The following is a 26099-nucleotide window of genomic DNA, read 5'->3' as shown; positions in this document are numbered from 1 at the left end:
GGGACGTTTCCTCCGCGACAATAACGAAAACGAAAGAGTGTTTATGAAGTACTTAATCCGAGGTCTTGTGCTCAGCATCGCGATGCTAGCCAGTGCACATGCCCAACAAACCAAGTTGGACAGTGTTGCAGTTATCGTAGATTCAGGCGTTGTGCTTGAAAGTGAAGTGCAGAAGATAGTGGCGAACGTAAAACGCAATGCACTGACCAACAATCAAGCGTTGCCATCAGATAGAGCGCTGCGAACGCAAGCTATTGAACGTTTGATCGTCAAGAGCTTGCAGATGCAGCGAGCTGAGCGCATGGGTATTCAGATTAGCGACCCTCAATTGGACCAAACCATTGAAAACATCGCACAAAACCAAGGCGCAAGTTTGGATATGTTGCGCAGCCAAATCGCTTCAGAGGGTCTGTCTTTTGACGACTACCGAGAAACCGTTCGAGAAGAACTTATCATCGGTGAAGTTCGTCGCGCCAATGTGAGACGCCGCATCTACATTACAGAACAAGAAGTCAACTCTCTAGTTAGCCTAATGGACCAACAGGGTGCCGCTCAAGCCGAATATAACCTTGGCCACATTCTTATCGCGTTCCCGCCAGATCCAACAGACCAAGATATCGCTGAAGCTCGCGAACGTGCGGGAAAAGTTATTGACCTATTAAACAATGGCTCAGACTTCGCCAAAATAGCGATAGCCTCATCTTCTGGTTCTGAAGCACTTGAGGGGGGTGACATGGGTTGGATGAACATCAATGCTATGCCAACACTCTTTGCCGAAGCGGTGCAAAACAAGCCAAAAGGCGAGCTAATTGGCCCCATTCGAAGCGGTGCAGGCCTCCATATTCTTAAAATTCTCGACACACGTGGTATTGAGCTTGTCACAGTGGAAGAAGTGAATTCTCGTCACATTTTGATTAAGCCTTCTATCATTTTGAGTGAAGATAAAGCGAAACAAATGCTGACTGAATTCCGTGAACAGTTAATAGCGGGTGATGCAGACTTTGCAGAGCTAGCCAAAGAGCATTCTGCGGACCCAGGTTCAGCATTGCGCGGCGGCGAGTTAGGCTGGTCAGACCCAGAGCGCTATGTACCCGCATTTAAAGATACGCTCGCGATACTGCAGCCTGACGAATACAGCCAACCAGTTCGTTCTTCTCACGGGTGGCATCTTATTCAGTTGATCGATCGCCGCTTTGACGACGCGACTGAGAAGCGCAAGCAAGACAAAGCGTATCAGCTACTATTCAATCGTAAATTCAATGAAGAGGCAGAAACATGGTTGCGTGAAATGCGTGATGCTGCTCACATTGAAGTGCTAAACGAAGGAAATTCCTAGTCTGCTTATGACTCCAATTCGTATCGCTATTACACCGGGAGAGCCTGCTGGTATTGGCCCCGACCTTATCATTGCGCTTGCACAAGAAGCTTGGCAAGCGCAATTGGTGGTATTTGCCGACCCGGATATGCTGGCAAGCAGGGCCGAGTTAATTGGTCTACCACTCACGCTCACACCTTACGATGCAGCTGACAATCGACTGCAAGCACCGGGGGAGCTGTTTATCCAGCCAATTAGTGCCGCCAAACCTGCTGTTCCCGGTGAATTGGACAGCGACAATGGCCATTATGTTGTTGAAACCCTTCGCCAAGCCTGTGAAGCCAATATGCAAGGCGATTTTGCCGCAGTCGTTACTGGGCCTGTGCACAAGGGTATCATTAACAAAGCAGGGGTCTCTTTCAGTGGTCACACTGAGTATTTTGCTCACCAGTCAAATACACTTGATGTTGTGATGTTACTCTCAACAGAAGGGTTGAATGTTGCTTTAGCAACGACGCATATCCCACTTGAATATGTATCGAAAGCGATAACCCGAGATCGATTGCACAAAGTCATCCACATCATTAATACCGATCTCAAACTCAAATTTGGTATTACGCACCCCAAAATTTACGTGTGCGGACTCAATCCACATGCTGGCGAAGATGGTCACATCGGTAAAGAAGAGATTATGGTCATCACCCCAGCGCTTAACGAGTTGCGCGATGAAGGCCTGTCCATTATTGGGCCACTTCCCGCTGATACTATTTTTCAGCAAAAATACTTGGATGATGCTGACGTCGTATTGGCAATGTATCACGACCAAGGCTTGCCTGTGCTAAAATACAAGGGATTTGGTGAAGCGGTGAACATAACGCTTGGCCTTCCTTTTATTCGCACATCAGTCGATCACGGTACGGCAGTAGAACTCGCTGGTACTGGGAAAGCTGATACGGGCAGTTTCCGCAAAGCTTTAGAAAAAGCGATTACACTCGCAAGTCACAAACAATGAACAAAACACATTTAGGCCACACCGCGAGAAAGCGCTTTGGCCAAAACTTTCTTCACGACGACTACGTGATTGACAAAATTGTCTCGGCTATCAATCCACAAGACAATGAAAACTTAGTTGAAATAGGCCCTGGGTTAGGTGCGATTACTGAGCCCGTGTGTGAACGCGTCAACAAGTTAACGGTTATAGAATTGGACAGAGATTTGGCCAAACGCTTGCGCCACCACCCTTTTCATAGCAGCAAACTCAATGTGGTTGAGCAAGATGCCCTTAAGATGGATTTTGTTGAATTGCAAAAGACGTTCGACAACCCGACGCAGCCGCTTAGAGTATTTGGCAACCTACCCTACAATATTTCAACGCCATTGATGTTTCACTTATTTGCTCACACGGGTTTGATTCAAGACATGCACTTCATGTTACAAAAAGAAGTCGTCAACAGACTCGCAGCAGGGCCTGGGCATAAAAACTATGGCCGCTTATCAGTGATGGCGCAGTTTTACTGCAATGTTATCCCGGTGCTCGATGTGCCACCCGGGTCGTTTACACCGCCACCAAAGGTGGATTCTGCGGTCGTAAAACTCGTGCCCCACGCCAAACCCACCGTTGATGTTAAGTCCGTTGAGCAACTAGAAGCGGTATGTGCTGCGGCGTTCAATCAGCGTCGTAAAACGATAAGAAATAGTCTAAAGTCACTATTAGATGAACAGCAAATCAGTGACTTGGGCATTAACCCTGGGGTAAGAGCTGAAACACTGTCACTTGAGGATTTTGCTACGTTAGCAAATGCAGTAGAAGACAAGGAGTGAGGCTTAGGTATGACGACACCCACCATGATCATTCAAGCTCGGACACGTCATTTACCGGAACACCTACCCAGTGATTCAGATAAGTATGCGTTTGCATACAAAATGACAATCACGAATCCAAACAAATTTCCGGTGACGTTGATGACGCGTTACTGGTTGATCACTGACGCCAACGGTAAAACGTCTGAAGTACAAGGCGAAGGTGTGATTGGTGAACAGCCACAAATCGCACCGGGTGACACCTTCCAATACACCAGCGGTGCTGTCGTCGATACGCCAGTAGCAAGTATGGAGGGCTACTACGAGCTGGAATTGGAAAACGGCGAGCGCTTCAAAGCGGATATCGATGCGTTTCGCCTCGCAGTCCCTCACATTATCAATTAGTCGTCGATGCCAAAACACCAAAAACAAACGCTTATCGTTGGTGATATTCAAGGCTGCTATCGCGGATTGATGGCGCTCTTGGAAAAAGCCAACTTTCACCCCAAGCACGACAAGTTGTATGCGGTCGGCGACTTAGTCGCAAGAGGCGAGGACTCGCTTGCCACCTTGAAGTTTTTAATGTCCCTTGGTGATAACTTTTCCAGTGTGTTGGGTAATCATGATTTACATCTACTCGCCGTTACGCAAAAGGTAAAAAAAGCCAAAGCTGCAGATAATCTAGAGAACTTGTTGTCAAGCAAGCGACTACCGGACATCGTAGATTGGTTACGTCAATTTCCTCTCGTCAAAAGGTTGAATAAGAAAACCTTGTTGGTGCACGCCGGCCTCTATCCAAAGTGGTCTTTTAAAGACGCAGTGAAATTGAGCGATGAAGTGTCTGATGAACTACAAGGTGAACATTGGGGAAGCTTGCTACACAATATGTATGGCAGCGAGCCATCGAAATGGGACAAACATCTCAATGGTATCGAACGACAACGTTTTATCATTAATGCCTGCACGCGCATGCGTTTTTTGTATAAAAGCAACCTTTCCCTTGAATTTGCCACCAAAACCTCAATTGACAATGCACCAACTCATCTGACCCCTTGGTTCTACTCAGATAATTCCCACATGAAATCAGGCCAAATGGTATTATTCGGTCATTGGGCCGCACTATGTGGTCAAACTAACAAGGCGCAGTTTATTGGGCTGGATACTGGCTACGTCTGGGGTCAAACCATGACGGCTTACCGGCTTGAAGATGGTCAACGCATTCATGTTTTAAACGACCAGCGCCGCTAGTAAGGTTCGATGACAAAAGACAATTTAAGTTTTTGTTATTTAAGTCGATAGTTAGTTATGCTTTGTGTGATGGTCTAAACGACACGCCCGCGAATACAATAGCAAAGTCGCTCAGTATGACGCCGAACACAGACTAAGTGTGGCGGCATAAAATGAGAAAAGGGCGTATTTTTCGGCCTAGATCAAAAAGACACCACTAAAGTTTATGTTTTAGTACGTGAAGTTTTGTCTTTTTTTTGTCACACTATCTTACAAAGATGTTGAAGTTTTCCAACTTTGACGCTTGACTATAACAACAACGAAGATACATCAGGAGTCCCGATGAATATCACTGTTGCGAGACGCATCATTGGCGGTTTCACTGCCATGGTAGTGCTACTCATAATGTTAGGCATTTTTTCATACAGCAATCTTAGCCAGGTAGGCAATGCGACTGAAGAAGTGAACGAACTGGCTATTCCCACATTATCAGGCAGTAACGGACTCAAAGCCTCGTTTCTTAATATGGGCCGGTTAACATTTGAAGCCTACATTGAAGACACGCTTTCAGGCCTTGCTACCAAGCAAGATGGCTTCAATGCCAGCAAAGCAACCTTCGATTCAGAATACAAAAAACTGGCATCTACGGTGTCTGAAGAAAAAGACTTGAGCGCAACATTGTCTCGCGTTAAGTCATTGTATGATGAATACACAACCAACGTAGATAGCATGTACCAAAGCCACAAGGCGTCAATGGACATTAGAAATGCTATCGCCGACACCATTTCTGATGCAGAAGACAACGCCGACGACGCCGCGACCTATGTATTGGACTTTGCTGATATGGACGAAGTACAAGGCAATCGAAAACTGCGCAGAGCAGCTGAACTAGGTGGTAATCTAGAAAGCAGTTTGTTGACCTTGCTTACAACGTCTTCAGAATACGTTAAAACCGAAACGCTAGTGCGAGCTCAGACCTTGGGTAACGAAGTGGAACTTGTAGTTAATCAAGTACAAGGTCACCTCGACTCTATGATGGAAGCCGCGGATGGCGAAGATGATAGTGGCACACTTGATGAAATCTCGGATATGGTCAGTGCAGCTCTAGATGCGGTAAGGGGTAGCGATGGTATCTTGAAGCTTCACGTTGAGCGCTTGAACTACCGCACCGAATCGCAAACGTCGCTAACCCGTTCAGATGAAAACATCAAACAAGCGATTGTCGAGTTGGAAAAGCTGCTAGCGCTGGCCAACGGTAAAGCGAAGGACATTGAAGAGCAAGTAAACTCGAAAGTGTCTGGTGGCATAGCTCAGGTTTTCGTCGTTGGTGTTATTTCCATTGCCATCGCGTTAGGTATCGGCTGGTGGATTGTTAACTCAATTACCAAACCGCTTAACCGCGTAAACGAATTGTTGAACATTGCCTCGTCAGGTGACCTTACTCACCGTCTTGATGACTCAGCAAGTGATGAATTTGGCGAACTTGCACGAAACTGTAACAAGTTGATTGCGAACCTTAAGTCATTGATTGCTGGTATTAACGACCGTGCCGAGCAGTTAGCGGCGGCTTCTGAACAGACCTCAGCAGTGACAGCGCAAACAACAAGTTCTATCCAAGAACAGAAATCACAGATTGCCCAAGTGGCGACGGCAACAACCGAAATGCACTCGACGTCTCAGCTGGTGAGTCAGAATGCCGAAGATACCCTTGGTCAAATTCGCCACGCCGATGCGGAAGCGGAAAAAGTGCGCAAGATATCGGTAGAGAACAAAGAAACCATAGAAGTGCTTGCTAAAGATGTTGAAGAGGCAGCGAATGTAATCAATAAACTGCATCAAGACAGTGCTAGCATTGGTGGCATCCTTGACGTAATTCGCGGTGTAGCTGACCAGACAAACCTACTGGCATTGAACGCTGCCATCGAAGCGGCTCGTGCTGGTGAGCAAGGTAGAGGCTTTGCGGTGGTTGCGGACGAAGTTCGTACGTTAGCAAGCCGCACACAGGAATCTACCCAAGAAATCAATTCGATGATTGAAGTCTTGCAAGCCGGAGCTGAAAAAGCCGTTGCAGTAATGAACCAAGGCAAAGAGCAAACCGGTGTATGTGTGCAGCAAACTGAAAATGCCACTAAAGCACTAGACCTAATCTCTGATGCAGTTCACAAGGCATTTGATGTGAGTACTCAAATCGAGCAATCAGCTAGAGAGCAAAATGTGGTATCTCAGGAAATCAGTGAAAAGCTCGAAGGGATCGTGAATATTGCCGAAGAGACCACCATTGGTGCACAGCAAACGTCTGACTCCAGTCATGAAGTTGCTCGGCTGGCGGAAGAACTCCAACAGTCAATTCGTCAGTTCAAAGTGTAACCTAGACTACGCTTTAGCAAAGGGGCGACATGGTCGCCCCTTTTTTGTTTTCTGACAAATTTAGCAACATAAGCGCTGTTGGATTCGCAAGCAGTAAACTTTAGAATAATTTTGCGTAGTTCTGTTTGCTTTTTTGTTCAGCACTGCCGACAATCATTTTGACACTTTGTAGTTTGAGAGGCTAATGAACGTGGCGAGACGTTTATTTCAATACGTGTTTGTGTCCATTGCGTTATTCGCAGGAATGCACACCTACGCCGAGCAACAGTCGGCGAAGTTGATTTTTACTGCTGATTTGCCAGTTATTGGCAGTAAGGAGCACGGTGACTACGCACAACTCGCTAAACTCGTTCATACCATGCGCCAATCCGATCCCACGACCTTCTTTTTATTTGGTGGTGGCAGTTTAGCGCCAAGTCACTTGTCCTCATTCGACCGCGGTGCTCATATTATTGATATTCTAAACAGTATCGAACCTGATGCAATGTCGGTGACCAAACGGGAATTCAGTTATTTCGAAGATGAGTTTTCGTTGCGAGCCTACGAAGCGGCGTTTCCAATGGTGTTGAGCAACGCGTTTGACCCCTTCACTCAAGGGAATGTAGACGGCGCAAATGACAGTGTGATTATTGAAAGAAATGGCGTAAAAATCGGTATCCTATCCGTAATACACGAATCCGTCATCGAAGAATACCTGTTGCAGCGACTACAAATCACCGATCCCCTTCGCGCGATAAAAACCGGTGCAGACAAACTGCGTGCACAAGGCGCTCAGATAGTTATCTTAATGTATTCCAGTAGTTATCCTTTCATCGATGCCATTCTCAACGACAAGACGGTAAATTTAGCGTTGAGAACCGATCCTCACTATGAACTATCAGAATCTAAGGAAATCACGGCTCACCCCAACCGTATTCTTGTAAACGAAGCGGGTGTAGCCGCGATATTAGACCTATCGTGGCCAGAAGGCGACCCAGAAGCATTAGTTGTAAACTGGCACACGCAACAGCTGGATTCGATTCCCAAAGATCCTATTATCAACCACCAAATACGCAGCTATACACAACGTATTGAGCGATTGCTCAACGAAGAGCTTGCGACAACTTCACAGAGCTTCGATACATTGCGCCCTACGGTTCGCACCAGAGAAAGTGCGTTTGGCAATATTGTGACAGACGCGCTGAGAGAGGCCGCACAAACGGATATTGCGATCATCAATGGCGGCGCGATCCGAGGTGAAAAAGAATACACCTCAGATGCGGTAATCACTCGCCGTGACATCGCCGAGGAATTGCCTTTTAGAAGCCGTATCATGGTAGTAGAGCTCACGGGCGCCCAACTACTGCTTGGGCTGGAAAATGGGCTTAGCCAAGTCGAGGGAGCCAAAGGGCGCTTTTTACAGATGTCAGGGTTGGAAATGGTCTTTGACGGCTCGAAACCCATCGGAAGCCGTTTGTTATCCGCGACAGTAGATGGGCGCGCAGTAGAACCCAATCAAAAGTATACAGTCGCTATGTCAGACTATTTAGCCAATGGCGGCGACGGCTTTGCCATGTTCAATAATGCCAAGCGCTTAGGCTTCAGCCAGCAAGTCACGCCTCTCATATCCGATATCGTTATTAGTTATTTTAGGAAAAAACAAACATTAACAGCTATTATTGAGGGACGCATTCGCAGGAAAGATGCCCCAGAGGCGGGCCGATGACCAATAACGATAAGAATAAATCAGCAAACGGCAAGCAGCACCGACGTTACTCTCTGACCAAAATCATCAACAGTGGACTGTTCGTGATTGTCAGTTTGGTCGTGGTATTGGCGCTCTCAACCTATTATCGGCTCAGTGAATTTAATGAAACACTCAACGATGTATCAGAGAAATCGTTAACCACTGTCATCAGCTCCGGTGAAATATTCATTCAAGTGAACAACCTTGCCAGGGTCAGTGAAAGACTAGTGAACGCCAATAGTGACCCTCATCGCCGTATTAGTTATGGCCAAATAAACGACCAACTCGCCATACTCACGGGTATAGCTGAACGGCAAAAAGAGAATGCCTACATGCTATTGCAGCTCTACACTATTTCAAAAGAGCTCAGTGACCTCAACCAACTTGTCATTCGAAAATTAACCATTCACGACAAAATGCTCGAAAAACAAACGGTCATGTATGGGTTGTATGAAAAACTCATGGATACCGAAACTGCCAATGGCGACAAGTGGCAACAACATGTTTCCGAGATTGTTACGCGAACTGGAGAAATTCTAATCATAGACAGGCTCAATGTCGTTCGTGAAAAACGACAAGCGATGTCTGCAATTTTTGACTCATTAGAAGACGATTTTCAGTCTGGCCGAGAGATCGTTTCGCCAGAAACAATCAATTTAATCGGTCAGCTAAATACGACGGTAACCGACGATATTGAGGGCATTTTTTCTCTTCGACAAGAACAGCTCAAAGTCATTGGCCGCGCTAGAGGTCGAGCCAATATGGTTAACAATCTGATACTAGACTACGCAAGGTTGGCGGAGTTTGAGTCTTACCAACTCAATTCAAGAATTTTAGAAGATGCGAGAAATGCGTCGGGCACAATCAACAACCAAATTCAAAATATCAACTTGGTCTTTTTGTTCATTGTACTGGTGATTATCGGTTTTAGTGTCTTCGTTCACCGGTTGGTTGTTACTCGTATATTACGCTTGCGAAACCAAATTCAACAAAGGCTAGAAGGGGTTGAACAAGATATAGCACTGTTCGGCAATGATGAAATATCCGACCTCGCGGAGACCTTCGACTCTTTTGCTAAAACCATCGAAAACCAGAAGCAAACCCTGTCAGAAATGAGCTTGATCGATGCACTCACGGGTGTCGCCAACAGGCGGGCGCTGGACGAGCGATTTGAGCAGGAAGTCAGTATCGCAATCCGACGCCAATGGCCGATTAGTATGCTGCTTCTCGATATCGATTTTTTCAAGCAATACAATGATAACTATGGCCACGGAAAAGGGGATGATTGCCTCCGACAAGTCGCACAGGTTCTTATGGGGTGCTTACCTCGTAAAACAGACTTTTTGGCACGTTATGGCGGTGAAGAATTTGCGATTATCCTACCGGATACCGATATGAAAGGGGCGATTAAAGTTGCCGAGAACATCATCGATAGCATGGCTCGAGCGAATATCGCCCACGAGTATAGCCGTGCAGCTGATTTCGTCACTATGAGCGTGGGTATTTCTTTCACACCTAGCATCACATTAGATGATGCAGAGCTATTGATTGAACAAGCAGATAAAGCGCTATACAAAGCGAAACGCAAAGGGCGTAACAGATTTGATTATTTCGATATCAGCAGTGTCGAAATGGATAGCGCCGTTGTTGTTGATTTGAAACCGAAGGGATAAGGCCCTCTGCCAAAGGCAAAGGGCATTAGTGTGCTCACACCACCTCAACAAACAGCGCTATTCAAATAACTCAGCGTGTAGCTGTTTGACGATTTCAGTACTGTTGTTCTCGTTTACAAGAAAAGACAAGTTGTGAGGGTTTGCTCCAAAGCAAATCATGCGGAGATTATAATCCGCCACGGCAGCGAATATCTTACTCGACACTCCAACACTTGAATGCATGTGATTACCGACTACCGTCACTAAGTCAAAGCCCTGCTCCACTTTGACATCACAAATAGTTTCTAACTCTTCCAACGTTTGTTTGTTTAACCTTTCCGCCACTGAGTTTGCAGGATTGTCCAAGGTAAACGACACGGAGATTTCAGATGTCGTTACCAAATCGACACTGAGTTTGTGCTTGGCAATGATGGCAAAAACCTGCTGCAAGAAACCTTGTGCATACATCATTTTAGGCGTTTTCACCGTAACCATGACTTGCTCTTTACGGCGAGTAATCGCTCGATAAGGAGGTTCGTGTTCACAGTCTTTTACAATCCAAGTTCCGCCCTTCTCAGGCTCTTTGCTCGAACCAACAAAAACCTTAATGTTTTTGCGTAGAGCTGGCTCCATAGTTGCCGGGTGAAGTACTTTTGCACCAAACGTGGCCATTTCCGCAGCTTCTTCGAAGCTTAATTCCGGCAATGGACGTGCAGCATCCGTAATTCTTGGGTCTGTTGTGTACACCCCAATCACGTCGGTCCAGATTTCACACGCCTGTGCGCCTAGCGCTTCTGCCAATAATGCGGCGGTAAAATCAGAACCACCGCGCCCTAAGGTCGTTGTTTTACCTTGTTCGGTCGCGCCAACAAAGCCTTGTGTAATCACGACCGAGTCCTTTATTTCAGGGCGCAATAGTGACTCTGATAGCCTCGCAATGTCGTCAATCTGAGGTGCCGCCGCACCGTGCACATCGTCGGTGCGCAATACTTTTCTTACGTCAAAGTTGATGGTGTTTACCCCCAACTCAGCCAGTACTTCGCTGAACAATAGCGAGGACATCCGCTCTCCCATCGACAGCAATTGATCTTTTAGATCGACGCGATGGAGTATCTCTTCGTGGAAGGCCAATGTTTTAAGTTCATCGAGTAGATCAGATAACTTAGTCTTAACCGACTCATCGACATCAAGCTTGTTCAAAATGGCGTATTCAATCGCCACTATTGCTTGGTACTTTTCTTCAATCTGGTCCTGCGTCATGGCATTGTGCGCAAGGTCAACCAAAAGGTTGGTAACGCCTGCAGACGCACTGACTACAACGATTCGAGTAGATGGATTATCTGCCACCACTCGAGCGCAGTTTTGCATCGTTTCATACGTGGCGACACTGGTCCCACCGAACTTTGCAATTGTTAATTCTGTTGTCACTATTCTCTCCGGATCCTCAACACTAATGAGGGTAAAACGAGCAAAGCTAATCGCTTGGCTATGGATTCAAGGTTATTTTATGGCCAACGTGGATTTCATTGTCGGCGAACCACCCTTGGTTCATTTCCAATGCGTACAGCACCGCTTTTGATGCCCCAACCGAAGTCAGATCGTGAGGTTTCAAAGGCTTGATGTCTGTAATCACACCGTTTCTGTCGATAAAGGCTACATCAAGGGGAATAAAAGTATTTTTCATCCACATGCTTGCTCTTTTGGGCCCGTCAAAGCGAAACAACATACCGCAATCTTCGCACATTGACTTACGATGCATCAGGCCTCGAGCTCGCTGGTCGAAAGTTTGAGCATACTCAACCGCCAGCGTTTTATTGTTTATGGTTATTGTGATTTCATCAAAACTCACATCACTTTGTGCGTTAACACCCGTGCAAGACATTAACATTAGTGTAGTAAAAACCAGACTGAGATTGCGCCATAATGTCATACTTGAATTCCTTCTTAGTGCCTTGGTTAGGTACACGGCTGTAGGGCTTACACGTTTGCGATGTCAGCCCTGAATAATGCCATTAACTGATATTCAAATGCTAGCAATGTTTGGTCAAACTTATGTCAATTACGCATAAAAAAGGCCAGAAACGACTGTAACTGGCCTGTAAACTCGCGCTCAGTTTCGATTACACGAGACTCAGTGTGGGTATGATTTGTGCTTTTGCTTGTTCTTCCGCCGCTTTAAATGATGGCATTTGATCAAAGTTAAGATAGCGGAATACCTCGCCAGACATCGCATTTATCTTACTTGCGTATTCCATGTATTCCTCAGCCGTTGGTATACGACCAATAATAGCGCCAACAGCGGCTAACTCTGCAGACGTCAGATACACATTCGCACCATCGCCCAGTCGATTCGGGAAATTACGAGTCGACGTAGATAAAACCGTTGAGCCAGCTTCAACTCGGGCTTGATTTCCCATACACAAAGAACAACCCGGCATTTCTGTCCTTACACCCACTCTACCGAAGATGTTGTAATACCCCTCCTCCATTAATTGCGCTTTGTCCATTTTGGTTGGCGGCGATACCCACAAGCGCGTTGGAATCGTTTTATTGTATTGCTCCAGTAATTTGCCTGCGGCTCTAAAGTGGCCGATATTAGTCATACACGAACCAATAAAGACTTCGTCAACACTATCACCTGCGACATCGGATAAGGTTTTAGCGTCATCAGGGTCATTTGGGCAACAAACAATGGGCTCTTTGATTTGGTTGAGATCTATCTCAATGATTTCTTTGTACTCAGCATCGGTGTCAGCTTCCATCAATTGGGGGTTAGCCAACCATGCTTCCATTTTTTGCGCTCGACGTTCTAAAGTACGTGCGTCGCCGTAACCTTCATTTATCATCCATCGCAACATAGTGATATTGGACCGCAAGTACTCTGCAACAGAATTCTCGGATAACTTGATGGTACACCCCGCGGCAGAACGTTCGGCAGACGCATCTGATAGCTCAAAGGCCTGCTCCACGGTAAGCGTTTCGAGTCCCTCGATTTCCAATATGCGACCAGAGAAAGCATTGACCTTGCCTTTCTTCTCGACCGTTAGCAGACCTTGTTTAATCGCGTAAAGTGGGATGGCGTGAACCAAATCGCGCAAGGTAATTCCAGGCTGCATTTCGCCTTTGAATCGCACCAAAATCGACTCTGGCATATCCAGTGGCATGACGCCAGTAGCCGCCGCAAACGCGACTAGGCCGGATCCGGCGGGAAAAGAAATACCTAGTGGGAAACGAGTATGGGAGTCCCCTCCTGTGCCGACAGTATCAGGCAGTAGCATACGATTTAGCCACGAATGAATGATGCCATCACCAGGGCGTAAACTGACGCCACCACGATTCATCATAAAGTCAGGCAAAGTGTGTTGTGTCTCGATATCAACGGGTTTGGGGTAGGCTGCGGTATGGCAGAACGACTGCATGGTTAAATCGGCACTAAAGCCCAAGCAGGCGAGATCCTTGAGTTCATCTCTCGTCATAGGACCAGTAGTATCTTGCGAACCAACGGTCGTCATTTTGGGTTCACAGTAAGTACCGGGGCGGATACCTTCAACACCACACGCTTTACCAACCATTTTCTGAGCAAGCGTAAATCCCTTACCTGAGTCTTTGGGTTGTGTTGGTTTTCGAAACAGCTCTGAGGGGCCCATTGCTAAAGCCTCCCTCGCTCGCTCCGTTAAGCCTCGGCCAATAATCAGATTAATCCGTCCGCCAGCGCGCACCTCATCAAGAATCACATCGGATTTATATTGATACTCTGCCAGTATTTCACCCGATTCTGCATTAGTGATTTTGCCTTGTCGTGGATAGATATCAATGACATCACCCATGCTCATCTTTTCGACGTCAGCTTCAAATACAAGGGCTCCTGCATCTTCCATGGTATTGAAGAAGATTGGTGCAACCTTGGAGCCAATACATACGCCGCCCCCGCGTTTGTTGGGAATGCCAGGTAAATCCTCGCCAAAGAACCACAACACAGAGTTGGTTGCTGACTTACGCGATGAGCCAGTGCCTACAACGTCGCCCACAAATGCAACAGGGTGCCCTTTTGCTTTAACCTCATCAATTTGCGCCAAAGGTCCAGTGACACCGTGTTCTTGTGGCGTAAGGCCATCACGAGTCATTTTGTACATTGCCTTGGCATGAAGGGGGATATCCGGTCTGGACCAAGCATCCGGTGCTGGCGACAAATCGTCTGTATTGGTTTCTCCAGTGACTTTGAAAACCGTATAGGTAATCTTTTCTTCGAGTTCGGGCCTTGAGGTAAACCATTCGCCCTCTGCCCAAGATTCCATCACGTCCGCAGCATACGCATTACCCGCTTTACGCTTTTCATCAACGTCGTGGAAAGCGTCAAACATTAGCAGGGTATGTTTTAATTCTTCCGCCGCGAGTTCTGCCAGCTGGGGATCGTCCAACAGGGCAACCAAAGTAGAAATGTTATAACCACCATGCATATTGCCAAGCAATTGCACTGCGGCGTCTCTGCTAATCAACTCACAGGTTTCCTCACCTGTCGCAATCGCACTGAGAAAACCCGCTTTTACATAGGCCGCCTCATCGACGCCAGGCGGCACTCTGTCAGCCAATAAATCTAAAAGGTACCCTTCCTCACCGACTGGTGGTGATTTCAGTAACTCAACCAATCCTGCTACCTGTTCGGCGTTCAATGGTCTTGGCGGGATACCTTCAGCAGCACGTTCTTCAAGGTGTTTACGATAGTCTTCTAGCACAATAAATTCCTCTTGGGTTGTCTCGCACATTTCAATGTTCTTGTTGGCAAGTCTTCAATTAGGACGGCCAAATTATAGCCTTTCGTCTAATATTTATGAATTTGATAACGCATTTAGCGCGCGATATCCACCATTCAGAAAATCTATCAAAATGGTCATACCAGGCGAATTAAAATGATTAAAGGACGAAAAAAAGCAATGGATAGCATTTAACGTTGTGGTCAACACGATTGATATAGAACTATAGTCCCAATGAATAGCGCAATATAATGTAATCAAAATGTTAATCCATTTATTTGTTTGCTAACGTAAGGAAATGTTGGGCGTATTGATCATTGCTGAAATAGTGACTGAGGCCTTGCTTTCATCTATGTAAGACTTAGCGACTAATTTGACTCTGCATAGAAGCAATAGCGCCGCAGGAAATGAAGCCAGAAAACGATCAATGCACTTAAGCACTCATTCAATAACTCGAGGGAATTCGAATGCCTGATCTAGTTTTGCCGCCAAGCGCCACATCGCTGCCTGATTACATTGAAAATTGTCTAACCAAATTTGCGGATAAACCAGCCTATACTGCAATCGGTCAAACTTTTACCTTCGAGCAAATTGACCAAGCTTCATCTGCTTTAGCTTCATTTTTTAGGCATAACTTAGGACTCAATGCCGGAGATCGAATTGCGATTCAACTGCCTAACCTCATTCAGAATCCGATTGCCGTTTATGGTGCATTACGAGCAGGTTTGGTAGTGGTCAATACTAATCCGCTTTACACCGAAAGAGAGATGCACCATCAATTCAATGACAGCGGTGCGCAAGCATTGGTGATCTTGGCCGATTTACTGCCCAAATATGATGCGATTAAAGCCGATACACCGATCAAACACGTTGTCGTAACCAGTGCAACTGAACTGCTCGATGCCTCAACGGCCCCCCAGATTGACGGCACAGTCGCATTCTCAACGGCGCTAGATGAAGGTGCATCACAACCCAAGGTCGTTCGCGACCCAATTGACCTAGATACTTTATGTATGCTGCAGTACACAGGGGGAACGACTGGCGTTTCCAAAGGCGCGGCGTTGAGCCACCGCAATGTGTTAAGTAACAGCACACAAATGTTCGACCGTCTGGGTAAAGGCTTCCAAGAGGGTGAAGAATTAGTAGTATGCCCTCTTCCCCTTTACCACATCTACGCGTTTACCGTATGTATGATGACGTTCTTCGCTAAAGGTTGTCAGACACTGTTAATACCCAACCCAAGAGATATTGACGGCTTTGTCCAAACGCTGAAAGGCCATTCGATGACGACGTTTGCAGGTATCAACACGCTTTTCGTCGGTTTAGGCCAGCACCCGGAATTCAAGTCAGTCGATTTCAGCAAATTACATCTTACGATTTCCGGCGGTACGGCACTCACAAAAGGTGCGGCGACACTGTGGGAGGAGGTTACTGGGTGCACGATTACAGAAGGCTATGGTCTTTCTGAAACTGCCCCTGTGTTGTCTTTTAATAAACCCGGAGAAGAAGAATTTGGCTCCGTTGGGTTACCTCTTCTTGCCACCGAGATAGCCTTGTTAGACGACAATGACGCCCCCGTAACTTCTGGACAACCTGGCCAGATCGCGGCGCGCGGCCCGCAAGTGATGCTGGGTTATTGGAACAGAGACGATGAGACGGCGAAAGTCATGACACCAGACGGTTTTTTCAAAACGGGTGATGTAGGGGTGTTCCTAGAAAGCGGCGCAATAAAAATCGTAGACCGTATCAAAGATATGGTCTTGGTGTCAGGTTTTAATGTTTATCCCAATGAGGTAGAAGATATCTTAACCTCTCACCCGCAAGTCTTGGAAGCAGCCGTAATTGGTAAGCCAGATGAAAAAAGCGGTGAACGGGTTTGTGCTTACATAACCGTGTCAGGAGAACTAGACAAAGACAGTCTCAAAGCTCATTGTCAAAAGCACTTAACGGCCTACAAAGTACCGAAAGAGTTCAATGTCATTGAAGAATTACCTAAGTCTGCCGTCGGGAAAATCCTAAGGCGCAAGCTAAGAGATAACTAAACCCACAATACATTCGTAATCTGGTTACTTTTTGTAACTTTAATCGATTTTTGCGAACGAGTGAGTCGATTATTTGAATTTTTGAATATCATATTCCTCCCCCACATAACCGGTGGGAGGATTTATGATGAATCGATTGTTAACTTTTTTGGCGTTTTTCACGCTTTCTTTTTGTTCTATAGCTGGCCAATCTGGCTATGCGGTTGATTACTTGCGCGGCGAGGGTTCAGTCAATGGGCTCAAGGTCGCATACCAATATCATTTAGGGAACCCGTTACCGAACGATTGGCCTATCGAGATAACACTGGAGTCCAGTGTTAATTTCTGGGAGTACGGCTCACCCAATGAATACGACACCAATTTCGTTCTCGCTATCTCGCCGATAATACGCATGCCACTGACTCAATGGGGTGATTATCCTATTGAGGGAGAGTTTGGTATTGGGCTCGCTTTACTCGATGATACCGAGTTTGCCGGTAAAGATGTATCCACACACTACCAATTTGAAGACAGATTAGGCATTGGAACATATTGGGGTAAGAATAAGGAATATCGTCTGGCATTGAGATACATTCACTATTCTAATGCCGGTTTCAAAAAGCCAAATCCTGGTTTAGATTTTTTATCCCTGTCTTTTAGCCAAAGACTGTAGCAACCGTTGTGCCCGTTTATCACATAGAAAAAAGGCGCATACATAAATATGCGCCTAAAATGGTCCTTGAACACAAATAGGAACAAGGGTTCCACACAGAGAAATATCGCGAACATAGCACGACGTTGAACACAATCATCAAATTACGTTCAACAGTTAGTGAGAAATTACATTCTCAATATCCAATATATTATACTTTAGTATAATGTCCAGAAAATTTGATTATTTTTTAGCCTGATACGTCTTTTCGAAAGTCAGTGTTCGATTAAACATCGTTTAGCCAATCAATAGGTTTGTAAACGATAGGCACAAAAAAGCCAGCCCTGAGGCTGGCTTTGTTTCAATTAGCATAGACTACGATGAGAGGTCTGCAGCGAGTCGCTCTGACGATTGCTTTTCGCTATTGACGAACTGCATCCATTGCTTCGCCATACCTCGGCTACTTGAATGCTTCTCGGCTTCAGCCAATTGATCGAGTGCTAGCACGTATTCCTTCTTGTTGTAATGTGCCATACCCATCACTAAGTGGACCGTGCCTGGGTTTCTTAAGTCGCCTTTTTCTAATGCTCGTTGTGCAGCAGCGATAGCATCTTCCCAGCGTTCCATATTCAGCAATATTTGCGCAACCTGAGCATCTAGCTCACCGTCTTCTGACAGCTGTGCAGCCGCCATAAGCGCAGGTACCGCTTTGTCATTTTCCTTAGCTAGCGTCCAGCTTTGGCCTAAGAACTTTAAATTGCGCAGGTTTTTCTCGAGGGAACCATCATCCATGGCTTGAGACATCAACAATGCCCCTTTATATGGTACACGATGATAGTAATACAGCTGGGCCAGATTAAAGAGGTCCGCTCCTTTCTCGACATAACCTTGCTGATAAGCGGCTTCCATAATCGCAAGCTGCTTTTTCTCTTCACCTAATTCACCGTACATACCGGCTAGTTGGATCCAATATTTGGGTTCGTTAAACAGCTTTACCATCTTGATAAGCACGTCTTTTACTTTACCCGGCTGCTTCAGTTCGTAGAAAATTGCTCGCTGCAATATCAACCAACCTTCATCTGGGATCATACCTTCAGCTTCATGACCCTCAATCGCCTGAGTGATATAGGTCTCAGCTTCTGCGTATTGCTTGTTTTGATAATACGCTTGGGCTTTAATGACCCAGTTTTTAGGCGGGACCTTACCAGTGTTCAACGCTTCCCAACGGTCGAGGTAATCGATGCTTTGGGCAAAACGCCCTTGCATCAAATTAAGCTGAGCAAGACTGAAAAGCGTGCTTAACTCAAACGACTCAGGAATTGGCTGTTGCTCAACGACCAACGCAAAAGAATCCATTGCTTTATCGTATTGTTCGTCGTTGTAATAAATGAAACCGTAGAAGTTGTACATCATGGCCAGTTCATAACTGTTCATCGAGCTCGACTTGCCCTTCACTTCGTCAAGAATTTCGATGGCACCAGGGATGTTACCTTCATCTGCTTGTGCTTGTGCGCGGGCTAACTGCTCGTAAACTTTAGAGCGCAACGCAGGCGTTCTACGGGTTTTCTTCTCGCTGGCTTTTTGCTCTTGAGCACTCGCCGCTGGTGCGACGATAGCCGTCGATACACTCACAGTTACCACAGCGCAAGACAACGTTAGCGCGGCGAATAGATAGTTAGTAAATAATGTCTTTTTCATCAGCTTACCCATCTATTTGGAACGTGAGACGGTTTTGCACACCAGAAACCTCGGTCGCTTCACCATTCACAACGCGAGGTTTGTACTTGAACTTAAGTGCTGCGTCTTTTGCCGCTTGCTCAAAAATCCCCGCTGGTTCTGCTTCAATGACAATAGGATCTCTCACCGAACCTTGCTTTGTAACCGTGAATTCGAGAATAACATACCCTTCGATACCACGTTGCAAAGCGCGACGAGGATAGACTGGCGCCACCTTCACTATTGGCAAATATTCTCCGTCGCCAGATTCTAATGCCAACCCTCCGTCCAAAGAGATATCGTCACCGACATCTGCAGCAAAATCCAAACCACTACCTTCAGCGTTCGGTGATGGAGAATCCATCTGAGGCTGATTCATTTGCGGTGGCGGCTCTTTCGGCTTTGGCGGCTTACGCGGCTTGCGATCTTTCTTCTGAACTTGCTCTTCAGGCTTGACGCGTACGAAGTCTAATACGCTGCCTTTAGGCGGATCAGTAAGAGCGCTGCCACTCATCTGTATCAGCGACTGCATTAGGAAAAACAAACCTAATGTAATCCCCGCTGATACTAAAATTGCGATTAGAAGTCGTACCATGATTAAGGCTCTTGCGCTGCGATTGAGACATCAAACACACCCGCGGCACGTGATGCATCCATCACTTTAATCAAGGTTTCTGTTGTCGCTTTTTTATCGGCTTGGATAACAACAGAGCCTTGCGGGTTCTCAGCGTGAAGTCGCTCGATATTCGCCTGAATGGCACGCTCGTCAACGCGACGTTTGTTGATCCAAACCTCACCCTTGTCAGAGATTGCAATCAGGATGTTAGCGCGATCTTTTTTCACTGCTGTCGCCGCCTCTGGGCGGTTCACATCGATACCTGCTTCTTTAACAAAAGAGGCGGTTACGATGAAGAATATCAACATGATAAAAACAACGTCCAGCATGGGCGTCATATCGATATTCGCTTCTTCCTCGTCTACGAGGTTTTGAAAATGCTGCTTCATAATGCTTACCTTACCTTAATACCCTAGTGGCATTAACGTTGAACTATTAATGCATCCTCTAGATGCATGCGCTCAGATTTTACTGTTCTGGTTAACCAAGTTGAGGCAAACACCCCTGACAAAGCACCAACCATTCCGGCCATTGTTGGAATCGTTGCTTTTGACACGCCCGATGCCATAGAACGAGCGTTACCTGAACCAGAAATTGCCATAACATCGAAGACTTCAATCATGCCAGTTACCGTCCCCATCAATCCGAGAAGAGGACAAAGGGCAACCAGAGATTGAATAACGGGAATACTGCCGTTGAGCTTCAAATTGATATCAGAAATCAATTTCTGACGAATTTGCTCAGCGTTCCAAGACGACCTGTCTTGACGGTTTTCCCATAGTGTTATGGCGTTACGCACATTGGTTTTGTGCGTAACGAAAAAGTAAAGCGCACGCTCGAGGATCAAAAGCCACATGACGAAGATTAGGAAACCGATGACAAGGAGAACCTGGCCACCTGTTTCTGTAAAATCGCGTATTGCTTCTAGAAACTCGATCATGATGATTAGCCTCGCTCTGCGCGCTCTGCAATAACACCAGATGCTTGTTCTTGAAGAATGGCAACGATGTTCTTACTTTGCGTATTAAGCAATGCGTATAGCAAGGTAGTCGGGATAGCAACCACAAGACCTAGTACCGTTGTTACAAGCGCCTGTGAAATACCGCCAGCCATCAGTTTCGGGTCACCTGTACCGAACAGCGTAATCGCTTGGAAGGTGTTAATCATACCGGTAACCGTACCCAATAGACCCGCCAAAGGTGCAACAACAGAAATAATCTTAATCACGGTAAGGTTGCGTTGAAGCTTAGGTAGTTCACCTAGAATTGCTTCAGTTAAGTGAAGTTCAAGCGCTTCGGTATCTGCTTGAGGATGTTCGTCTCTCACTTTCAATACACGACCAAGCGGGTTGTTCTCTTTCACATCTTTTGATTTCAGCTGACCGTTTACTTTCATACGAGTCAACGACAAAGTAATGAAACGCTCAAGGGCAAGTAATAGACCAATAGCACCAACTACCAGAATGATGTAACCCACAAGACCACCTTGCTCAACGCGCTCTTTAAGGTTAGGTGCTTGAACGAGAAGACCAAGAATAGAACCACCTGTCGGGTCCATACCAAAGCTCACTAATTCACCATTGGAAGCCTGAAGTGCAGCAGCGCTGTCACCGTAGCGTTGTGGTGGTTGACGAACAAGCTCAGCAACTGTGCCCGTAACGCCGTTGTAATCGAGATATTGACCGTCTGCAACCAGTGCAAATGGTCCAACACGAACGACTTCTTTATTCACTTTGGCACCGCCAGCTTCAACCACGTCGGTTGTAAAGCGAGTTACCTTGCCAGCTTGAGTCATTTCGCGTTGAAGTTCGTACCACACACGCTCAATTTCTTCGATAGATGCCAACTTAGAGCTTGATCCCATCGACTGTGCCATCTCGTCTAAAAATGCCGCGCGACCAGGAATTTGTGCAGAAACAACAGAATTATAGAATTTGTTCTTCGTATCACCAGCGACTTGCTGAAGCACACCAAATAGTTCTTTGAGTGAACCAAGGCGGTTATCTAAAGTGCCGTTTAAATCTGCAATTTTAAATTCATTTTCTTCAAACTGCGTTTCAAGGCGCTCTGACTCTTTGAGCATGTTGTCGCGAAGCTGCGCTGTCTCGCGCAGAATGCGGTCTTGCTCTGAACGCATTGAGATAAACTCTTGTTCACGCGCTTTGTTTTGCTGAGTTTGAGCAAATTTGCCTTCTTCCAATTGCTTAAGCAATGCGTCTAGGTCCAATGCGCGCTCATTTTCTGCGACTACACCGAAACTGAGTGTTGCGGCAGTAAGACCAGCGGCAACGAATTTTAACGATTTCAACATTGTCATATACCTCTTAGTCCGTAATCGCTACTGGTAGTGTCAGCAAATCAGGTGCAAGCTGTTTCTTCGCCATGCGAAGGCCTTTGGTCACCTGTGTGCGGTAGCTGCTATCAAGCTCTTCCCATTGACGTGTTTGCTTGTTGTAAACACCCTGGCGGCTTGCATCGCGAGTTTGATAAATCAACGCTGTACGACCGACGCGAAGGAATTCAACATCGCGCTCTTGGCCATCAATAGTGTGGATACCCGTGTAGGCTTCCATGGTGCGACCGTAGTCCATCTCTACTTGATAGGCTTCCATCACACGGCGGAATTTTTCAGAAGATGCAACATCCGCTCTGTCCATCATCGCTTTTAGGTCAGCAATACGGTCAGCGCGCTCTTGCGCGAGGAAAGGTACGTCCAACGCAATAAACTGCTCAAGACCGTCAATCATTCGAAGCATAAGAGGTGTGATTTGACGCTCGATAACCGACACTTCATCGATAGCCAAGTTCAAATCTGCCATCTCTTGGTTTTGGTTTGCGATTTGTTTACGAAGCTGGTTGTTGTAAACCTCTAGACCTTCGATTTCTTTGCTTAGCGTTTTAAATTGCTGCAATTTACTGTCAATTTGGTCAGTAATGCCATCAATTTTTTGTTGTGAGGCTGCAGCAGACTCATTGATTTCGGTGGCCGCTTTAACAGCTGGTTTTAAGACTTCATCGTCTTGTGCTAAGGCGGAAGATGCCATGACGGCAGACGCCAAAAGCAAAGTGTTGAAAAGCTTCATACATTCAAACCTTAAAGTTAACAAAAATCGGATGTATCCGACCCTAAAAATTCTGCGCGTAGCATAGGGGCTTTCCATGACAGTTTTATTACATATTCGTCATATTTAAGCCTAAATCCCGCTTCCAAAATCCATTTTTAATAAATAGAAACAGCAACTTAACTGTAACAATAAAATATTACAAAAAATGACGGCGCCGTTTACTAGCCAATGAAAGCATTGGAACGAGTGTCGCGTATTTATTCCCTATCAGATCAGTTTGAATGGGCTTTGTGACAGTGTGGTTAAACCACGTGAATCAAGGACAAAAACTTTTGATGGCGTGCAATAGAAAACAGAAACAAAAAAGGCCGCAAATGCGGCCTTTCTCAATTTGAAATCGTATTTTAGAAATCGTAAGAGAAACGAATATCAAATGTCGTACCGACAGTTTCGTTCCAAATGGCGATGCCTTCTTGTTCGATCTGCTTTTCTTCGTCCAACACATTTCTCGCGCGGAAGCGAATAGTCGTATTGAAGTCTGGGTAATAGGTATACACCAAATCCAATGAATGGAAAGGCTGCTCTTGACCATCTTCAAAACCATTCGCACCTGGAATAATGATACGTGGACCAAACACGTTGTATACCAGAGATGCACTGTGTTCACCATTGTCTGAGTCATAACCTAACTGTAAGTTAGCAACCCATTCAGAGTGACCAACCAAGCGACGTTTGTCGTTGGTAGGAGCATTGGTGATTTGGAATGCTTCAAACGCTTCGTCCGAGGTATTATCTGATACCGCGAAAAATACCTGTTCGAAGAACAAACTGTCTCGGTTTTGCACCCCTAAGGTGACTTCAGAGTCTGAGAAAGTAAAGTTACCCGAGGTATAGAAGCTATTGCCCCATTCACCCAAAAACGCTAAGTCTTGAAGGAACTCAATTTCCACACCATAGACTTCACCCGTTTCACCGTTTGCAGTGAGAAGCTGTTGAGCACCTTCAGTAGCTGACGGAAGCTCGATCAACTCGATTGGCGATTCGATGTCTTTGTAGAACAATGCGACTGACAAGTTGTTACCATTTTCACGGTACCATTCCCAACGGAAGTCTATGTTGGTCAGATCAGAGCTTTGCAATCTCGTCGAACCACGAACCAGCAAATCGGTTAACGGGTCAATATAGAAACTCGTCGACAAGTCTCGCAAATCAGGACGGATCGTCGTTTCACTAATGTTGAACCTCAACTGATGACCACCATCCATTTGATACGTTAGTGCTAACGACGGATAGAAATTGTCTTCTGATACGGCTAAGTCTTGGATTTCTTCCGATGTTGCATCAAAAATACCAATGTGTGGAAGGTTTGGAATGGAGATTTGTTTGAAATCTTCATAGCGCACACCACCCGTAACACGCCAATTACCAAAAATCGCATCCGTTAAGAAGTAGTAAGCGTCGATGTCTTGTGCTGCAACGTACTTATCTCCACCGATGGTATTGTCTTCAAACTCAACGTCAAACGTTGGATCTTCCAGTACTTGGTCGCTGAAAATTTGACTGTAATCGCCACCCGCAAGGAAGTTACGAGGCACGCTACGCGTCAGCAAATCAACGGTAATGTTGTCACCAGCACGGGCTTTCTCGAAGAAATCTGCACCGATCTTAAATTCAAGCTCGTAACCACTACCAAAAACCGGTAGCGACGCATTCCAGCCATAACTTTTTGCTTCATCCTGAAGCGTTTGCCACGTGTACTCAACACCGCTAACTTGGCTCAAGTTAGTGGTAACCTCGCCTGTATTTTCATCAATTTCTTGGAAGAAAAGGGCTTCGAAACCACCCGGTGCTTCACGACTAGCCTCTGATTCAGAGTAATACCAGTCGGCACCAATGTTCCAATAACTTGGAAAATTGTGAATGCCTTTCAACTGGTGTGCGATCATTTCACGTTCTTCGTAAATAATGTCGACAACACGCTGTTGTTCGAAAGGTTCGGCGATGGTGTTAGTTGATTCTCTCAATCGGTCACGCAAACGATCTCGTGCGTCATGAAGAATCATATTGTTGAATTCAAAGCGGTGATTACTGTTGTATTTGAATCCAACGTTAAACATACCACTCCACTTTACAGAGTGTTCAGTCGACTGACCATCTTCAAATTCGTTGATACCGATAGTACCGTCACCCGTTCGGGCGAGGTTGTAAACGTTGCGTTCGTCACTCGCCTGCCAGCTGTTTGAGTAACTAACAGCAGTCAAAAAACCCAAACGCATGTCATCGCCTAAGTCCAGATAGTCACCAAAATTTGCGCCAAACGAATAGTTTGGATCCAGTGACTCAGGAGTCGCCGTGATATCACGGTTAAGTTCTGACAATATAGCGATGTTTTCCTCGCGGGAAAGGTCGCTCAAATTAAAGTTGCTAGCAACTTGGTCAATCGTACTTGAAGACGCCTTGACTAAGTTAGCGCGTAATAAGTTAGATATGGCGCGCGTGCCATCATCTGAACCCAATACATCATCACTACCACCAGCATACCATGCAGAATCGTCACTGTTTTCAGTGTTGATGCCTAATTGTGCTCTGAAGCCCAATACACGTTCAGTTGGGATGGATTTGGTACGAATATCAACGTTACCACCACCAAAGTGAGCTGGCATATCAGGTGAGAACGATTTTTGAACGCTCAAACTTTCGATAATAGACGACGGGAATAAATCCAGTGGAATAACCGAGCGAGTGGGATCCGGGCTGGGTACATTCATAGAGTTCAATTCAGTGCTTGAGTAACGCTCACCCAAACCACGAACATAAATGAATTTACCATCAACAAGGGTCAAACCCGTTACACGACGAAGTGCTGACGCGGCGTCACTGTCACCCGTTCGAGAAATTTGTTCGGCTCCGAGAATATCAGCTACGAAAGCTTGGTTTTGACGCTCTTGAAGTACTGCTGACGCGGTGCCCTTTAATCGGGTGCCGGTTGCAACCACTTCCTCAATAACCTGGTCTTCACTTTGCTGAGCTAATGCGCCCGAAGAAACCGATAGTAATGCAACTTGAACAGCCAAGGTCAATTTGCTTTTTACATTCTTCATTTGTCTTTCAGATTTCATATGTGAAAACTCCATAAATCAAAACATTGTGCTTTTAGCAGCAAAGTTAAGGCGCTTTCACGCCTTAACTTTC

General features: G+C 46.0%; 19 protein-coding genes and 1 pseudogene. 10 read left to right on the top strand and 10 right to left on the bottom strand.

Going from position 1 to position 26099, the window contains the following annotated elements; genetic code table 11:
* Nucleotides 1-22: 22 nt before the first annotated feature.
* The 8 genes and pseudogenes from surA to AC27G9_RS06905 form a co-directional block, all read left to right on the top strand.
* Nucleotides 23-1336 (top strand): annotated as a pseudogene (surA, locus tag AC27G9_RS06940) (peptidylprolyl isomerase SurA); the annotation flags it as partial.
* Between the two features lie 7 nt (nt 1337-1343).
* A complete protein-coding gene (gene pdxA, locus AC27G9_RS06935) occupies nt 1344-2327 on the top strand; it encodes a 4-hydroxythreonine-4-phosphate dehydrogenase PdxA (RefSeq protein ID WP_487072448.1) in 984 nt (327 codons plus the stop codon).
* Nucleotides 2324-3136, top strand: coding sequence for a 16S rRNA (adenine(1518)-N(6)/adenine(1519)-N(6))-dimethyltransferase RsmA (gene rsmA, locus AC27G9_RS06930; RefSeq protein ID WP_487072446.1), 813 nt, complete (start codon nt 2324-2326; stop codon nt 3134-3136). Before pdxA ends, rsmA begins: the two co-directional genes overlap by 4 nt.
* 9 nt (nt 3137-3145) lie before the next feature.
* Nucleotides 3146-3520 (top strand): Co2+/Mg2+ efflux protein ApaG, encoded by a 375-nt coding sequence (gene apaG, locus AC27G9_RS06925; RefSeq protein WP_487072444.1) that lies wholly within the window; start codon nt 3146-3148, stop codon nt 3518-3520.
* Between the two features lie 6 nt (nt 3521-3526).
* Nucleotides 3527-4363 carry a symmetrical bis(5'-nucleosyl)-tetraphosphatase gene (locus AC27G9_RS06920; protein ID WP_487072442.1) on the top strand — a complete coding sequence of 279 codons (837 nt, stop codon included), beginning with the start codon at nt 3527-3529 and terminating at the stop codon, nt 4361-4363.
* 321 nt (nt 4364-4684) lie between these two features.
* Entirely contained in the window at nt 4685-6709 is a 2025-nt protein-coding gene (locus AC27G9_RS06915) for a HAMP domain-containing methyl-accepting chemotaxis protein (protein ID WP_487072440.1), read from the top strand.
* A gap of 190 nt (nt 6710-6899) precedes the next feature.
* On the top strand, nt 6900-8414 hold the full coding sequence (locus AC27G9_RS06910; RefSeq protein ID WP_487072438.1) for a bifunctional metallophosphatase/5'-nucleotidase: 1515 nt from the start codon (nt 6900-6902) through the stop codon (nt 8412-8414).
* On the top strand, nt 8411-10108 hold the full coding sequence (locus AC27G9_RS06905) for a diguanylate cyclase (protein ID WP_487072436.1): 1698 nt from the start codon (nt 8411-8413) through the stop codon (nt 10106-10108). The genes AC27G9_RS06910 and AC27G9_RS06905 overlap by 4 nt, the downstream gene beginning before the upstream one ends.
* A 57-nt stretch (nt 10109-10165) precedes the next feature.
* On the opposite strand, the gene lysC is transcribed toward AC27G9_RS06905, so the two are convergent.
* The 3 genes from lysC to acnB all read right to left on the bottom strand — a co-directional run bounded on the left by lysC (nt 10166) and on the right by acnB (nt 14820).
* Nucleotides 10166-11515, bottom strand: coding sequence for a lysine-sensitive aspartokinase 3 (gene lysC / locus AC27G9_RS06900; RefSeq protein ID WP_487072434.1), 1350 nt, complete (start codon nt 11513-11515; stop codon nt 10166-10168).
* A 58-nt stretch (nt 11516-11573) separates the two neighbouring features.
* On the bottom strand, nt 11574-11975 hold the full coding sequence (locus tag AC27G9_RS06895) for a DUF192 domain-containing protein (protein WP_487073641.1): 402 nt from the start codon (nt 11973-11975) through the stop codon (nt 11574-11576).
* Nucleotides 11976-12207: 232 nt separating this feature from the next.
* Complete coding sequence (gene acnB, locus AC27G9_RS06890; protein WP_487073639.1) at nt 12208-14820, bottom strand: bifunctional aconitate hydratase 2/2-methylisocitrate dehydratase; 2613 nt, start codon at nt 14818-14820, stop codon at nt 12208-12210.
* A 485-nt stretch (nt 14821-15305) separates the two neighbouring features.
* On the opposite strand from acnB, the gene AC27G9_RS06885 reads away from it, so the two are divergent.
* Both AC27G9_RS06885 and AC27G9_RS06880 read left to right on the top strand, forming a co-directional pair.
* Nucleotides 15306-16880 (top strand): AMP-binding protein, encoded by a 1575-nt coding sequence (locus AC27G9_RS06885; RefSeq protein ID WP_487072432.1) that lies wholly within the window; start codon nt 15306-15308, stop codon nt 16878-16880.
* A gap of 124 nt (nt 16881-17004) precedes the next feature.
* Nucleotides 17005-17532: an acyloxyacyl hydrolase gene (locus AC27G9_RS06880; protein WP_487072430.1), complete on the top strand. Its 528-nt coding sequence runs from the start codon at nt 17005-17007 to the stop codon at nt 17530-17532.
* Between the two features lie 354 nt (nt 17533-17886).
* On the opposite strand, the gene AC27G9_RS06875 is transcribed toward AC27G9_RS06880, so the two are convergent.
* From AC27G9_RS06875 to AC27G9_RS06845, 7 genes are all read right to left on the bottom strand, one after another.
* On the bottom strand, nt 17887-19209 hold the full coding sequence (locus AC27G9_RS06875) for a tetratricopeptide repeat protein (protein ID WP_487072428.1): 1323 nt from the start codon (nt 19207-19209) through the stop codon (nt 17887-17889).
* A 4-nt stretch (nt 19210-19213) separates the two neighbouring features.
* On the bottom strand, nt 19214-19822 hold the full coding sequence (locus tag AC27G9_RS06870) for an energy transducer TonB (protein ID WP_487072426.1): 609 nt from the start codon (nt 19820-19822) through the stop codon (nt 19214-19216).
* 2 nt (nt 19823-19824) lie between these two features.
* On the bottom strand, nt 19825-20232 hold the full coding sequence (locus tag AC27G9_RS06865; RefSeq protein WP_487072424.1) for an ExbD/TolR family protein: 408 nt from the start codon (nt 20230-20232) through the stop codon (nt 19825-19827).
* A 32-nt stretch (nt 20233-20264) separates the two neighbouring features.
* Nucleotides 20265-20783 carry a MotA/TolQ/ExbB proton channel family protein gene (locus AC27G9_RS06860; protein ID WP_487072422.1) on the bottom strand — a complete coding sequence of 173 codons (519 nt, stop codon included), beginning with the start codon at nt 20781-20783 and terminating at the stop codon, nt 20265-20267.
* A gap of 5 nt (nt 20784-20788) precedes the next feature.
* On the bottom strand, nt 20789-22153 hold the full coding sequence (locus AC27G9_RS06855) for a MotA/TolQ/ExbB proton channel family protein (protein WP_487072420.1): 1365 nt from the start codon (nt 22151-22153) through the stop codon (nt 20789-20791).
* Between the two features lie 13 nt (nt 22154-22166).
* Nucleotides 22167-22925: a DUF3450 domain-containing protein gene (locus tag AC27G9_RS06850; RefSeq protein WP_487072418.1), complete on the bottom strand. Its 759-nt coding sequence runs from the start codon at nt 22923-22925 to the stop codon at nt 22167-22169.
* A 386-nt stretch (nt 22926-23311) separates the two neighbouring features.
* Complete coding sequence (locus AC27G9_RS06845) at nt 23312-26026, bottom strand: TonB-dependent receptor domain-containing protein (RefSeq protein WP_487072416.1); 2715 nt, start codon at nt 26024-26026, stop codon at nt 23312-23314.
* Nucleotides 26027-26099: the final 73 nt, after the last annotated feature.

Source organism: Alteromonas sp. 5NS40-0096 (assembly GCF_057544385.1).
Note: the sequence above shows the minus strand (reverse complement) of the source record. Positions and strands in the feature narration are given on the sequence as shown.